Origin of the sequence: Mesorhizobium sp. CA8 (assembly GCF_020164955.1) — a bacterium.
Lineage (GTDB): Bacteria > Pseudomonadota > Alphaproteobacteria > Rhizobiales > Rhizobiaceae > Mesorhizobium.
On sequence record NZ_JAIUHG010000016.1, the window covers coordinates 1 to 14173 of the forward strand.

15 protein-coding genes and 1 pseudogene are annotated in these 14173 nt (G+C 63.1%); 12 read left to right on the plus strand and 4 right to left on the minus strand.

The genetic code is table 11. The annotated features are described in order from the left end of the window. Window positions 1-791 (plus strand): annotated as a pseudogene (locus LB553_RS18070) (peptidase C14 caspase catalytic subunit p20); the annotation flags it as partial. Between the two features lie 360 nt (window positions 792-1151). Here LB553_RS18070 and LB553_RS18075 read toward each other — a convergent pair. From LB553_RS18075 to LB553_RS18090, 4 genes are all read right to left on the minus strand, one after another. Beyond that, window positions 1152-1823, minus strand: a complete 672-nt coding sequence (locus LB553_RS18075; protein WP_224515393.1) for a transglutaminase-like cysteine peptidase — start codon at window positions 1821-1823, stop codon at window positions 1152-1154. Window positions 1824-2011: 188 nt separating this feature from the next. Continuing rightward, on the minus strand, window positions 2012-3424 hold the full coding sequence (gene tldD / locus LB553_RS18080; protein WP_224515395.1) for a metalloprotease TldD: 1413 nt from the start codon (window positions 3422-3424) through the stop codon (window positions 2012-2014). Between the two features lie 100 nt (window positions 3425-3524). Beyond that, entirely contained in the window at window positions 3525-3992 is a 468-nt protein-coding gene (locus LB553_RS18085; RefSeq protein ID WP_224515397.1) for a YbjN domain-containing protein, read from the minus strand. Window positions 3993-4064: 72 nt separating this feature from the next. Then, on the minus strand, window positions 4065-4604 hold the full coding sequence (locus LB553_RS18090) for an invasion associated locus B family protein (protein WP_224515399.1): 540 nt from the start codon (window positions 4602-4604) through the stop codon (window positions 4065-4067). A gap of 211 nt (window positions 4605-4815) precedes the next feature. Here LB553_RS18090 and coxB point away from each other — a divergent pair, with 211 nt between their 5' ends. From coxB to rnhA, 11 genes are all read left to right on the plus strand, one after another. Then, the gene (coxB, locus tag LB553_RS18095; RefSeq protein ID WP_412033355.1) at window positions 4816-5817 is read left to right on the plus strand and encodes a cytochrome c oxidase subunit II; all 1002 of its coding nucleotides are present in this window, start codon (window positions 4816-4818) and stop codon (window positions 5815-5817) included. A gap of 38 nt (window positions 5818-5855) precedes the next feature. Next, window positions 5856-7505: a cytochrome c oxidase subunit I gene (gene ctaD / locus LB553_RS18100; protein WP_224515403.1), complete on the plus strand. Its 1650-nt coding sequence runs from the start codon at window positions 5856-5858 to the stop codon at window positions 7503-7505. 73 nt (window positions 7506-7578) lie between these two features. Beyond that, the gene (locus tag LB553_RS18105) at window positions 7579-8523 is read left to right on the plus strand and encodes a heme o synthase (RefSeq protein WP_224515405.1); all 945 of its coding nucleotides are present in this window, start codon (window positions 7579-7581) and stop codon (window positions 8521-8523) included. Beyond that, entirely contained in the window at window positions 8520-8711 is a 192-nt protein-coding gene (locus LB553_RS18110) for a hypothetical protein (RefSeq protein ID WP_224515407.1), read from the plus strand. The genes LB553_RS18105 and LB553_RS18110 overlap by 4 nt, the downstream gene beginning before the upstream one ends. Further along, window positions 8711-9337: a cytochrome c oxidase assembly protein gene (locus LB553_RS18115; protein ID WP_224515409.1), complete on the plus strand. Its 627-nt coding sequence runs from the start codon at window positions 8711-8713 to the stop codon at window positions 9335-9337. Before LB553_RS18110 ends, LB553_RS18115 begins: the two co-directional genes overlap by 1 nt. Before the next feature lies 1 nt (window position 9338). Continuing rightward, window positions 9339-10220, plus strand: coding sequence for a cytochrome c oxidase subunit 3 (locus tag LB553_RS18120; RefSeq protein ID WP_224515411.1), 882 nt, complete (start codon window positions 9339-9341; stop codon window positions 10218-10220). 83 nt (window positions 10221-10303) lie between these two features. Then, window positions 10304-10690: a DUF983 domain-containing protein gene (locus LB553_RS18125; protein WP_224515413.1), complete on the plus strand. Its 387-nt coding sequence runs from the start codon at window positions 10304-10306 to the stop codon at window positions 10688-10690. Further along, the gene (locus LB553_RS18130; RefSeq protein WP_224515415.1) at window positions 10687-11442 is read left to right on the plus strand and encodes an SURF1 family protein; all 756 of its coding nucleotides are present in this window, start codon (window positions 10687-10689) and stop codon (window positions 11440-11442) included. The genes LB553_RS18125 and LB553_RS18130 overlap by 4 nt, the downstream gene beginning before the upstream one ends. 137 nt (window positions 11443-11579) lie before the next feature. Next, on the plus strand, window positions 11580-12584 hold the full coding sequence (gene ispH, locus LB553_RS18135; protein WP_224515417.1) for a 4-hydroxy-3-methylbut-2-enyl diphosphate reductase: 1005 nt from the start codon (window positions 11580-11582) through the stop codon (window positions 12582-12584). A 6-nt stretch (window positions 12585-12590) separates the two neighbouring features. Then, window positions 12591-13553 (plus strand): homoserine kinase, encoded by a 963-nt coding sequence (locus LB553_RS18140; protein WP_224515419.1) that lies wholly within the window; start codon window positions 12591-12593, stop codon window positions 13551-13553. Then, on the plus strand, window positions 13550-14077 hold the full coding sequence (gene rnhA / locus LB553_RS18145) for a ribonuclease HI (protein WP_224515421.1): 528 nt from the start codon (window positions 13550-13552) through the stop codon (window positions 14075-14077). Before LB553_RS18140 ends, rnhA begins: the two co-directional genes overlap by 4 nt. Window positions 14078-14173 lie beyond the last annotated feature (96 nt).

Genomic DNA, 14173 nt, shown 5'->3' on the forward strand with positions numbered 1-14173 from the left:
ATCCGAATGCGTTGTCCGGCCAGAACGAAGGCAGGCCGAGGAAGCTGACACGCAAAGATTTGTCGGCAGGCCAGACAGCTGTCGGCCCGAGCGATCAAGGCTCGGACAACGGAGGCGATAGAGGTAAGAAGCTCCGCAAGCTGCCGACCGTCAATGGCGCGCCGGGCGAGAACGGGCAGAACGCTCAGCAGAGGTTCGGGAAGAACAATCCGAATGCGTTGTCCGGCCAGAACGAAGGCAGGCCGAGGAAGCTGACACGCAAAGATTTGTCGGCAGGCCAGACAACTGTCGGCCCGAGCGATCAAGGCTCGGTCGTCGGAGGCGATAGAGGCAAGAAGTTCCGCAAGCTGCCGACCGTCAACGGCGCGCCGGCCGACAACCGGCCGAGCGTGCAGGAGCGGCTCAGGAGAAACAATCCGAGCGTGTTCTCCGACCAGAATCAGGGCGCGGCCAACGGAAACAGGAAGTTCCGCAGGCTGCCGAACGGCGAAGAGGGCTCCGCCGGCGCAGGCGCCAAGGTCCAGCGCAACTTCAAGCAGGAAAGGCCGGACGTGCAGGTGCTCAGGCCGCAAAGGCCAGAGTTCCAGGCGCAGCCAAGGCCTCAGATGCAAGAGAGACGCCTGCAGCAGTTGAGGCCTGAGCCTCAGATGCAAGAAAGACGCTTGCAGCAGCAGCGGCCTCGGCCTCAGATACAGGAACGGCGCCTGCCGCAGCAGCCCAAGGAGCAGCCGCCGCAGGGAAACAAGAAGCCGACCTGTGGGCGTCCTGGCGAGCCGCCCTGCCAGCAGTAGGCCAGCAAGGCTTGCCTGGCGGCAATGGCCCGTCCGTAGGCCGGATTTTACGGCCCACGATTTGCGAGGTTGAGAATGTGACGGCCAAATCCGTCAAAAGCAGACCGGACCGCTCTGGTCGCGCCGGGAGCGATTGCGGGAAAAAGGTGAAAGGGTCGAGCTCGGCGACTTCACCGTAGCCTTCCCCTCCGGAATTGCATCCCAGGGAGATAGAGCGGCTCGCCGTTTCCGTGAAACGGCAAAACGCTCTGGCTTTAGTCTAGAGCATGATCCCGAAAAGTGGGAACCGGTTTTCGGAGAAGATCATGCTCCAACAAAGAGTTAGATCAGGATGGCGATTCAACGAAACGTCATCCTGATCTACGAGCTTGGAGACAGCCGTTTCGCCGTGCCGCCGCGCTGGTTGAGCGAAACCCAGACATTCGGGTTCTGCTGCGATTGGCGTTTCAGGAAATAATAGCCGGTGGCGTTCCAGGGCCGGATTTCGTCGACCAGATTGTCCAGCACGAAATCGCCCTTGTCGGTCTTCACCGTCAGGATGGTGTGGCCCTCATTGTGAAGATCGCGCACCACCGTCATCAGCAGCGCCTGCCGGGGAAATCCCGCGTCCTGGAGAAGCTTGCGCTTGTAGAGCGCGTAGATCTTGCAATCGCCCTTGCCATCGGTCGGATAGTCCCAATGGTCCATCATCGTGCCCCAGTGGTCGTAATTGCTGACCGGCTTGATGGAACGGTTCGCCGTCCGGTTTATCCGTTTGAGGATGTTCATGTTCTGCGCGGTCAGCCTGATGCTCGCGGCGGGCAGCGTAGGCACCTTGCACTCTTTCGGCCGGCGATGACAGAAATCGAGCCAGCCATATGGAACGCTGGTGCTGCTACCGACGGCGGCGGAGCTTGCAGCAGGTCGTGTCGACGTTGGCTTGAACAGCGACGACTGCGCCGCTGCAGGGCCGACTTGCAGCGACGAGGCGCCAACTAACGAAACGAGGCCAAGGAGGAAAGAAGAGGTCAGGACGCCAGGGGAGCGCTGCATTGCCGACACCACCGCAACCAGAAGACTGGCGAGAAGCTAATGCGCAAACGCCTGCCCCGCCAATTAAACAATTACTAATGTCCTAACACGATTGTGTTCACTTCAAGGTGGAGGATGCATTCAAGCCGGAATCAATCGCCTGGCGCGGGGACTGCTCGGATGGTCGTTCGGGCAGCGAACGAAAGGCCTCAAACCCTGGTGCCGCCCACCGTCATCTGGTTCATCCGCAGATGCGGCTGGCCGACGCCGACAGGCACGCCCTGTCCGGCCTTGCCGCACATGCCGATGCCGGTGTCGAGCTGCATGTCGTTGCCGATCATGCTGACGCGGTGCATGGCGTCAGGACCGTTGCCGATCAGCATCGCGCCCTTGATCGGCTGCGTCACCTTGCCGTCCTCGATCATGTAGGCTTCGGTGCAGCCGAACACGAACTTGCCGGAGGTGATGTCAACCTGGCCGCCGCCGAAGGAAACGGCATAGATGCCGTTCTTGACCGAGGCGATGATCTCTTCCGGCTGCATGTCGCCGGAGGTCATGTAGGTGTTGGTCATGCGCGGCATCGGCTGGTGCGCATAACCCTCGCGGCGGCCGTTGCCGGTCGCCTTCATGCCCATCAGCCGGGCGTTCTGGCGGTCCTGCATATAGCCGACCAGTATGCCGTCATCGATCAGCACGTTGCGCGCCGAAGGCGTGCCTTCGTCGTCGACGGTGAGCGATCCGCGCCGCTCGGGGATCGTGCCGTCATCGACCACGGTGACGCCCTTTGCCGCCACCTGCTGGCCCATCAGGCCGGCGAAGGCCGATGTCTTCTTGCGGTTGAAATCGCCTTCGAGCCCGTGTCCGACCGCCTCGTGCAGCATCACGCCCGGCCAGCCGCTGGAGAGCACGATGTCGAACGTGCCCGCCGGCGCAGGGACGGCCTCGAGATTGACCAGCGCCTGCCTCAGCGCCTCGCTGGCTGCATGCTTCCAGCTTTCCTCGCTGACGAATTCGCCAAAACTCTTGCGGCCGCCCATGCCATAGGAGCCGCTCTCCTGCCGGTCGCCGCTGCCGACCACGACCGAAACGTTGATCCGGACCAGCGGGCGGATGTCGCGCACGATCTGGCCGTCGCCGCGCATGATCTCGACATGCTGCCAGGAGGCGGCGAGCGAGGCCGTCACCTGGCGCACGCGCGGATCCTTGGCCCGCAGCCAGCCGTCGATCTCCTGCAGCAGCTTTGCCTTGGCCTCGAAAGACGGCGAGGGGATAGGGTTCTCGTCGCCATAGAGATGGCGGTTGGTGCGGGCGGGCGCTCCGGCCAATGTGCCGGAATAGCCGCCCTTGACCGCCGAGACGGCATCGGCCGCGCGCAGCAGCGAGGCCTCGGAGAGATCGCTGGAATGCGCGTAGCCGCTGGCCTCGCCGGCCACGGCGCGCAGGCCAAAACCCTGGTCGGTGTTGAAATTGGCCGTCTTCAGCCGGCCATTGTCGAACATCAGCGCTTCGCTTTCGCTGTATTCCAGGAACAGCTCGCCGTCGTCGGCGCCCTTGATGGTCTCGGTGACGATCTCTTTGACGCGATCGTCGGAAATATCGAATTGGCCGATCAGGCTGTTCATGGCAAATCCATTCGTGGAAACAAAATCGTTGCACCGGATGTAGGCGCGAAGCCGCCATTGCACAATCGCCAACAGGATCAAGCCGACGATTGCGCCGCCGTCACTCGCCGCTCAGGAAGTTCTTGATGTTGGCGGCCATCGCGTTCCAGTTGGAAAACTGTTCCTCGAGATTGGCTTTGGTGATGCCGCCGGCGAAAGAGACATCCATCTTGAAATTCGAGCCGTCGCCCGAATAGGCCTTCACCCAGCGGTATTTTGCGTTCCAGGCGTTGGCTTGGTCGGCGGTCAGCGGGTCGGTGTAGCCGGTCGAGAACTGCAGCGACTTGCAGTTCTCGTGGTCTTCGCAGCCATAGAAATAGATCACGTATTTGACGCCCTCGACCCGCCCGGAAATCATCGGGTCGCCATTATCGTCCCTGCCCATCCTGGCCGAGCCGAAACCCTTGGCGATATCGAGGATCGCCGCCGGTTCCGGCTTCTGGAGGATTTCGGCCTCCTCGGCCCGCGCGGCCGAAACCGCAACGACCAGCGCCAGACCGGTGACGAAAGTGGATAAATTCGCGCGCATTGAGCCTCCTGGCCGCCAAACGCGCATTCGCCACCGGACCTCGACGTCAGGAGCGGCGCATGGGCAAGAAGATCAAGGTAGGGCGGCGAAACCTTCCGCAAAGCCCTTGAGGTCGACGGGAATGCCGATGCCTTCCTCGGGCGTCTGGAAGACGATGAAGGTGGCCGAGGTGCCGCTCTTCAACGTGTCGAGCAATGGCTTTTCGAGGATCACCTCGGCGTAGCAGCCGTCCTGGAAGCAGCGTACGAAATAGGCGCGGCCGATGTCCTTGCCGTCGACGTTGAGGCCGAGGCCGTTGGGGAGCAGCACGCCGAGTGGCGCCAGCACGCGCAGGATCTCGGCCTTGTTGTCGGCAGTGCGCAGCACCACGACCGAAAGGCCCATTTCAGGACGGTCCTCGGCGACGACGTTCTGCATCATCACGCATTGTTCGGACGTCGCGCCCGCCGGCGTGTCGCAGATGATCGACCACGCGCCATGCGTCGACTTCACCGTGCCGCTCGGGGGCGTGGCATTGTTCGGCGAGGCGGCGGCGCCAACGGCTATGCCGACGCCGAGCAAGGCAAGGGCAAGAACGACCTTCGCCAAGGTTCTCGAAAGCCAGGAAGTCATGACGGCTCCATTGCGAATCACGGCACTTTAAGCCGCGCCGGGGCCAAGTAAAGGATGAGACCGTCGCCGGCCCGCCCCGATACCGGCAATTCCATGCTTTTCCAAAGCAAATTCGCCCGAATTGCGACCGTTGCGCATATAGCGCGGCGGGCGCAGAAGATGTCCCTCGGCCTACGCGCAAAAATGCCGCACGGTTTCCTCCGCTCCTTTCTTGCGGAGGGAAATAGAGTATGGTTTGAACCACCCTAGGGACAGACCGGGATTCCCGATCCTGGCAGCGTCCGTTATTGGTGCGACCAGATCGCGGGAAGTGGGAGACGAGAGGGCGATGAGGAAATTCCTGGCAAGCGCTGAATTCTTGGCAGGTGCGGCCGCTTCGGCCGTGCTCTTCTCCAGTGCGGCGGCCCGCGCCGACCAGCCGCGGGAATGGGAAGTGACCTTCCAGGCGCCGGCGACCGACATGATGCGGCAGATCGAGCGGTTCGGGAACTACACAATGTGGTTCATCGTCCCGATCACCATCCTCGTGCTGGTGCTTCTGCTGGTCTGCATCGTCAGGTTCCGCGCCAGCGCCAACCCGGTGCCGTCCAGGACCAGCCACAACACGCTGATCGAGGTGATCTGGACAGTTGGGCCCGTGATCGTGCTTCTGCTGATCGCCATTCCCTCCTTCCAGTTGCTCACCGCTCAATACACCCCGCCGGAAGAAGCCAAGCTCACCGTCAAGGCGACCGGCAACCAGTGGAACTGGGACTACGAGTACCAGGTCGACAAGACCTTCTCCTTCAACTCGGCGCTTCTCCAGGACGCCGACCGCGCCAAGGCCGGCAAGGAAGATCGCGCCCTCTATCCGCGCCTGCTCGCGGTCGACAATGAGCTGGTCGTGCCGGTCAACACCATGACCCGCGTGCTGATCACCGCGGCCGACGTCATCCACTCCTTCGCCGTGCCGTCCTTCGGCATCAAGATGGACGCCGTTCCCGGCCGCACCAACGAGACCTGGTTCAAGGCGGAGAAAGAAGGCCTCTACTACGGGCAATGCTCGCAGCTCTGCGGCAAGGACCATGCCTTCATGCCGATCGCCGTGCGCGTCGTATCCGATGCGCAGTTCAAGACCTGGCTGGAGACGGCCAAGACCGACGTGCCTGCTGCCAACAAGGCGCTGATGGCCGAGATCTATGGTACCAACAAGGTAGCGGCCGCCGGCAACTGATGCCGCGGGTTAGCAAGATTTAGGGAACGGAGCGGAACATGGCAGAGGCTGCAGCTCACGATCACGGCGACCACAGGCCGCATGGCTGGGTCCGCTGGGTCTACTCGACCAACCACAAGGACATCGGCACGCTCTACCTGATCTTCGCGATCATAGCCGGCGTCATCGGCGCCGCGCTCTCGGTCGCCATCCGCATGGAGCTGCAGGAGCCGGGCATCCAGATCTTCAGCGGCCTGGCGCAGATGGTCTACGGCATGCAGGGCGACGCCGCCATCGACGGCGGCAAGAGCATGTATAATGCCTTCGGCGCCGCGCACGGCCTGATCATGATCTTCTTCATGGTCATGCCTGCGCTGATCGGCGGCTTCGCCAACTGGATGGTGCCGATCATGATCGGCGCGCCGGACATGGCCTTCCCGCGCATGAACAACATCTCCTTCTGGCTGCTGCCGCCGGCATTCATCCTGCTGCTCTCCTCAATGTTCGTGCCAAGCGCGCCGGGCGCTTTCGGCGTCGGTGGCGGCTGGACGATCTATCCGCCGCTCTCGACCTCCGGCCAGCCGGGACCGGCGATGGACCTGGCTATCCTGGCGATCCATATCGCCGGCGCGTCGTCGATCCTCGGCGCCATCAACTTCATCACCACCATCTTCAACATGCGCGCTCCCGGCATGACGCTGCACAAGATGCCGCTGTTTGCCTGGGCGGTGCTGATCACCGCCTTCCTGCTCCTGCTCTCGCTGCCGGTTCTGGCGGGCGCCATCACCATGCTGCTCACCGATCGCAATTTCGGCACCGCTTTCTTCGTGCCGGATCAGGGCGGTGACCCGATCCTCTTCCAGCACCTGTTCTGGTTCTTCGGCCATCCCGAAGTCTACATCCTGATCCTGCCGGGCTTCGGCATCGTCAGCCATATCGTCTCGACCTTCTCGAAGAAGCCGGTGTTCGGCTATCTCGGCATGGCCTACGCCATGGTCGCGATCGGCGCTGTCGGCTTCATCGTCTGGGCCCATCACATGTACACGACCGGCCTGTCGCTCGACACCCAGCGTTACTTCGTGTTCGCCACCATGGTCATCGCGGTGCCGACCGGCGTGAAGATCTTCTCCTGGATCGCCACCATGTGGGGCGGCTCGATCTCCTTCAAGCCGCCGATGCTGTGGGCGCTGGGCTTCATCTTCCTGTTCACCATCGGTGGCGTCACCGGCGTCCAGCTGGCCAATGCCGGCCTCGACCGCTCCCTGCACGACACCTATTTCGTGATCGCCCACTTCCACTACGTGCTGTCGCTGGGCGCCGTGTTCGCCATCTTCGCCGGCTGGTACTACTGGTTCCCCAAGATGACCGGCTACATGTACTCGCCGGTGATCGCCAACACCCACTTCTGGGTCACCTTCGTCGGCGTCAACTTGATCTTCTTCCCGCAGCACTTCCTCGGCCTTGCCGGCATGCCGCGCCGCACCGTCGACTATCCGGACGCATTCGCCGGCTGGAACATGGTGTCGTCCTACGGCTCCTACATCGCGGCCGTCGGCGTTGCGATCTTCCTCTACGGCGTGTTCGAAGCCTTCCAGAAGAAGCGCGTCGCCGGCGCCAACCCGTGGGGCGAGGGTGCCACCACGCTCGAATGGCAGCTGCCTTCGCCGCCGCCGTTCCACCAGTGGGAACAGCTGCCGAAGATCAAGTAGGCGCCCCTACGCATACGAGGCCGCCGGCTTGCCCGGCGGTCTTGGCCAACGGAATGATGGACTTTAAGTGCGCATGGCCCTTGCCGAAGACAGATTGATGGAGGAAGCGGGTTTTCGCATGTCGGAAGCGACCGCAGGCGATTTCTTCGCCCTCCTGAAGCCGCGCGTCATGTCGCTGGTCGTCTTCACGGCGTTTGTCGGCATGATCGCGGCGCCCGTCGCCATCAATCCGCTCATGGCGGTGATCGCCATCCTCGCAATCGCCATTGGCGCCGGTGCTTCCGGCGCGCTCAACATGTGGTACGACGCCGACATCGACGCCGTGATGACCAGGACCGCCGGCCGCCCGGTTCCGTCCGGCCGCGTCACCCCAGGCGAGGCGCTGAGCTTCGGCCTAGTGCTCTCGGTGCTGTCGGTGATGACGCTCGGCGTGCTGGTTAACTGGCTGTCGGCATCGCTTCTCGCCTTCACCATCTTCTTCTACGCCGTCATTTACACCATGTGGCTGAAGCGCTGGACGCCGCAGAACATTGTCATCGGCGGCGCCGCCGGCGCCATCCCGCCGGTGATCGGCTGGGCCGCCGTGACCGGCTCGGTCAGCCTCGAAAGCGTGATCCTGTTCCTGATCATTTTCCTGTGGACGCCGCCGCATTTCTGGGCGCTGGCTCTCTTCAAGTCCGACGACTACGCCCGCGCCGGCATCCCGATGATGCCGAATGTCGCCGGCCATGCCTCGACCCGTAGGCAGATCTTTGCCTATGCGCTGATCCTGGCGCCGGTCGGCGTGCTGCCATGGGCGCTTGGTTACACCACGGCCGGCTATGGCGTCGTCTCGGCGGTCCTCGGCGCGGGCTTCGTCTGGTATGCCTGGAAAGTGCTTGCCATGACTGACGACGACCGCGCGATGAAGCCGGCCAAGGCGCTGTTCGGCTATTCGCTGCTCTATCTCTTCGCCATCTTCGCCGCCTATCTCGTCGATTGCGTCGTCGGGCGCGCGCTCATGATGGGGGGGGTATGACCGTGGCCGAAAAGAACCTCGAACTGGTCACGTTGACCGAGCGTCAGCGCAAGGCGCGCCGCAACCGCTCCATCGCCATCGGCGTCGCGCTGGCGGCGCTCGTCATCATCTTCTATGCCGCCACCATCGTGCGCTTCGGTCACCATGGCGCGAGCCTCACCGGCTCGGGTCTGCTTGGGGGCGGCTGATGAGCGGCGACTTGAGCAAGCCCCGCAAGGTCAACAACGGCATCGTCGCCGCTGTGTGCCTCGCCTTCTTCGCCGGTATGATCGGCATGGCCTATGCGGCGGTGCCGCTCTACAAGATGTTCTGCCAGGTCACCGGCTATGGCGGCACCACGCAACGCGCCGAGAAGCAATATGCCGGCCGTGTGCTCGAACGCGACATCACCATCCGCTTCGATGCCAACACCAACGGCATTCCCTGGCAGTTCGAGCCGGTCGCCCGTTCGGTGACGATCAAGATCGGCGAGACGACCCAGGCGCATTACAGCGCAACCAACAGGTTCGATCGCCCCATCACCGGCCGCGCTTCGTTCAACGTGCAGCCTGAAATGGCCGGCGCGTATTTCAACAAGGTGGAGTGTTTCTGCTTCACCGACACGACGCTGAGGCCCGGCGAGACGCTGGACATGCCGGTCGTGTTCTACGTCGATCCAGACATCGTCAATGTGCCGGAACTCAAGGACTTGAAGACGATCACCCTATCCTACACGATGTTCCCGGTCGAAAAGAAACAGCCGGTCGCCTCGTCGGCGCCGGCCGCTGGCAGCAGCAACAAAGTTCCAGATTCCGAAGCAAGCCTCGGGGGTTGATATGGCAGACGCGCACGCAAAACCACACCACGACTACCATCTCGTCAACCCGAGCCCCTGGCCTTTCCTGGGCTCGGTCGGTGCGCTGGTCACCGCTGTCGGCGGCGTCTGCCTGATGCAGTATCTGAAGGGCGGCAACTTCCCGGTCTTCGGCCACAACATCGCCAATCCGTGGCTGTTCTTCATCGGCATGATCATCGTGCTTTACACGATGTTCGCCTGGTGGTCGGACACCATCAAGGAAGCGCATGAGGGCTACCACACGCGCGTCGTGTCGCTGCATCTGCGCTACGGCATGATCATGTTCATCGCCTCCGAGGTGATGTTCTTCGTCGCCTGGTTCTGGGCCTTCTTCGATGCAAGTCTCTTCCCTGGCGAGGCGAACCAGTATGCCCGTACCGCTTTCACCGGCGGTGTCTGGCCGCCGAAGGGGCTTGAAGTCCTCGATCCCTTCCACCTGCCGCTCTACAACACCATCATCCTGCTTCTGTCGGGCACGACGGTGACCTGGGCGCACCACGCGCTTCTGCATGGCGACCGCAAGGGCCTGATCAACGGCCTGGTGCTGACCGTCGGCCTCGGCATGCTGTTCACCATGGTGCAGGCCTACGAGTACATGCACGCTCCGTTCGGCTTCAGGGATTCGATCTACGGCGCCACCTTCTTCATGGCCACCGGCTTCCACGGCTTCCATGTCATCATCGGCACCATTTTCCTGCTCGTTTGCCTGATCCGCGCGTGGCGCGGCGACTTCACCCCGAAGCAGCATTTCGGCTTCGAGGCGGCCGCCTGGTACTGGCACTTCGTCGACGTGGTCTGGCTGTTCCTGTTCAGCGCCATCTATGTCTGGGCCTCGAACGGCGCGCTGAGCGAAGGCCATTAAACCGACAGGTTTCGGAATCCCAAAGGCGGCTGCGGCGACGTGGCCGCCTTATTCTTTGGGGCGAAAAGGTCTACGGTGAGAACATGAGCGAAGATAAAGCGGTCTGGCCACCCATCGATCCGATCTCGGCCGGCCTGCACGGCCGCTGCCCGCGCTGCGGCGAAGGCAAGCTGTTCTCGGGTTTCCTCACCGTCGGCAAGCGCTGCTACAATTGCGGGCTCGATTATTCCTTCGCCGATGCCGGAGACGGACCGGCGGTGTTCGTCATCCTGATCATAGGCTTCATCGTCGTCGGCCTGGCGCTATGGATGGAGGTGACGCTCAGCCCGCCGCTCTGGCTGCACTTCACTTTGTGGATACCGCTGGCGCTGGTTCTCTGCCTGACGGCGCTGCGCCTCATCAAGGGCGTGCTGATCACCTTGCAATATTCGAAGAAGGCTGCTGAAGGCAGGCTGGAATCCCAGGAATGAATGAGACGACAGGCTCGGTTGCCGACCGTTCGCGGCCGCGCGCGGCGTTGCTCATCGGTCTCGGCCTCGTGCTGTTCGCCGTGCTGATCGGGCTCGGCACCTGGCAGGTCCAGCGCTTGCACTGGAAGGAGGACCTGCTCGCGACCATCGACAAGCGCACGCATTCCGCCCCGTTGCCGCTGGCGGAAGTCGAGAGGCAATTCGCCGCTTCCCACGATGTCGATTACACCCCGGTGACGGTGACCGGCACGTTCCTGCACAAGGGCGAGCGGCACTTCTTTTCCACCTGGCAAGGCGACAGCGGCTTCAACGTCTACACGCCCTTGCAGTTGGAGGATGGCCGCTTCGTGCTCGTCAACCGCGGCTTCGTTCCCTACGATCTCAAGGACCCGGCCAAGCGCCAACGGGGCGAAATCGCCGGCAAGGTGACGGTGACCGGACTTGCCCGCAATCCGCTGCCTGCAAAGCCGTCGATGATGCTTCCCGACAATGACGTCGCCAAGAACATCTTCTATTGGAAGGACCGCGACGTCATGGCGGCGACCGCCGGCTTGCCTGCCGGCTTCGTGCTGGTGCCGTTCTTCGTCGATGCCGACAAGACGCCGAATCCCAGCGGCCTGCCGGTCGGTGGCGTCACCATCATCGATCTGCCGAACAACCACCTGCAATACGCCGTCACCTGGTACGGGCTGGCCGCCGCCCTTGCAGCCGTGCTGATTCTAAGACTGCGCCGCCCGGCGAAGGAGCAGTGAGCGCCGCCGCTCTTGACAGGGCAGGGGTGCGCACCTCATTTCGCCTACAACAAAGAGATAGAGCATGATGTGGTCCGAAACCGCTTCACACTTTTCGGCATCATGCTCTTGATTCCGACTGAACCGGCTTCGTATTCATGACCGAGAAAAAACCACCGCTGACGATCAGGCTCTGCCAGCCACGCGGCTTCTGCGCCGGCGTCGACCGCGCCATCCAGATCGTCGTGCTGGCGCTGAAGAAATATGGCGCGCCGGTCTATGTCCGCCACGAAATCGTGCACAACCGCTACGTCGTCGAAGGGCTGCAGAGCCTCGGCGCCGTCTTCATCGAGGAACTGTCCGAGATTCCGCCGGAGCATCGCCAGTCGCCCGTGGTCTTTTCCGCGCATGGCGTGCCGAAATCGGTGCCGGCGGATGCCGAGGCGCGCAATCTTTTCTATCTCGACGCCACATGCCCGCTCGTCTCCAAGGTGCACAAACAGGCGATGCGCCACCAGCGGCTCGGGCGCCATGTGCTCCTGATCGGCCATGCCGGGCACCCGGAGGTGATCGGCACGATGGGCCAATTGCCGGAAGGCGCCGTTACGCTGATCGAGACCGAGGCCGACGCCGCGCGCTTCGTGCCCGTCGACGCTTCGGCATTGGGCTTCGTCACTCAGACGACCTTGTCGGTCGAGGACACCGCCGGCATTATCCGGGCGCTCCAGGAGAGGTTTCCCGAACTACACGCGGCCGCGGCCGAATCCATCTGCTACGCCACGACCAACCGCCAGGAAGCGGTGAAGGAGACGGCGGCGGGCGCCGATCTTTTCCTTATCGTCGGCGCTCCCAATTCGTCCAATTCGCGCCGCCTTGTCGAAGTGGCGGAGCGCGCCGGCGCCACGATGTCGCTTCTCGTGCAGCGCGCCGCCGAAATTCCGTGGGATGAGATCGCCGGGATCAGGACGCTCGGCCTGTCGGCCGGCGCATCGGCGCCGGAAATCATCGTCGATGAGATCATCGACGCGTTCCGGCAGCGCTTCGAAGTCACCATCGATCTGGCCATCACGGCCACGGAAACGGAGGATTTTCCGGTGATGCGGGTGCTGCGCGATGTCGAACTGACGGCGGCCGACATGGCCTTCGTCAATGGAGCGGCGTGAAACCGGATGGCCGTCTACACCGACGTCAACGAAGGCGAGCTGACCGCATTCCTCAAGGCCTATCCGGTGGGCGAGCTGCTTTCCTACAAGGGCATCGCCGAAGGTACCGAGAATTCCAATTTCCTGGTCCATGCCTCGACCGGCTCCTACATCCTGACCCTCTACGAGAAGCGCGTCGACAAGGCCGACCTGCCGTTCTTTCTCGGCCTGATGGGCCATCTCGCCAGGAAGGGCATTTCCTGCCCGCTGCCGGTCACCGCGCATGACGGCACCGTCATCGGCACGCTCGCCGGCCGGCCCGCCGTCATCATCACCTTCCTCGAAGGCCTATCGCTCAGGCGCCCGACCGCCGCGCATTGTGGCGAGGTCGGCAAGGCGCTCGCCGGCCTGCATCTTGCCGGCCAGGATTTTCAGATGCGAAGGCCGAACGCGCTGGCCATCGACGGCTGGCGCAAGCTCTGGGCGGCCTCGCGCGAGCGGGCCGACGAGGTCGAGCCCGGCTTGGCGGCCGAGGTCGATGCCGATTTCGTCGATTTCGAGCGCAACTGGCCCACCGGCCTGCCGAAGGGCATCATTCATGCCGATCTGTTCCCGGACAATGTCTTCTTCCTCGGCGAGAAACTGTCGGGGCTGATCGACTTCTATTTCGCCTGCGACGATCTCTATGCCTATGATGTCGCCACCTGCCTCAACGCCTGGTGCTTCGAGAAGGATTTTTCCTTCAATCTGACCAAGGGCACGGCGCTGCTGGCCGGCTATCAGTCGGTGCGGCCGCTCTCGGGCGACGAGAAGGCGGCGCTGCCGATGCTGGCGCGCGGCTCGGCGCTGCGCTTCATGCTGACCCGCCTCTATGACTGGCTGACCGTTCCGGATGGCGGGCTGGTGATGAAGCGCGATCCGACCGAATATATCCGCCGCATGCGCTTCCATCGCGCCATCAAGTCGCCATCCGAATACGGGCTGACATGAACAAACAGATCGAGATCTTCACCGACGGCGCCTGCTCGGGCAATCCCGGGCCCGGCGGCTGGGGCGCGGTGCTGCGCTACAACGGCGTCACCAAGGAGTTGTCGGGCGGCGAGGCCGAGACCACCAACAACCGCATGGAGCTGCTCGCCGCCATCACGGCGCTCAATGCGCTGAAGGAGCCTTGCGCGGTCGACCTCTACACCGACAGCAAATACGTCATGGACGGCATCTCCAAATGGATCCATGGCTGGAAGAAGAACGGCTGGAAGACCGGCGACAGGAAGCCGGTCAAGAATGGCGAGCTCTGGCAGGCGCTCGACGAGGCCAACCGGCGCCACAAGGTCACGTGGCATTGGGTGAAAGGCCATGCCGGCCACCCGGAGAACGAGCGTGCCGACGAACTGGCCAGGCAAGGCATGGCGCCGTTCAAGAAAGGCCCGGTGAAGCCTGTCGTGGCGGCGCAGCCCCTAGCGCAGCCGAAGCGGCCGGCGGTTGCGAAGGCGCGACGTTCGACTCAAAGCTAATTAGGCCTGCCGGCCTGCCGGTCGATGGCGGGAGGAGGTGCGATCACAGCATTTGATCGGCTACCGGATCAGCAGTGCCATTGATTCCTGCAAGGG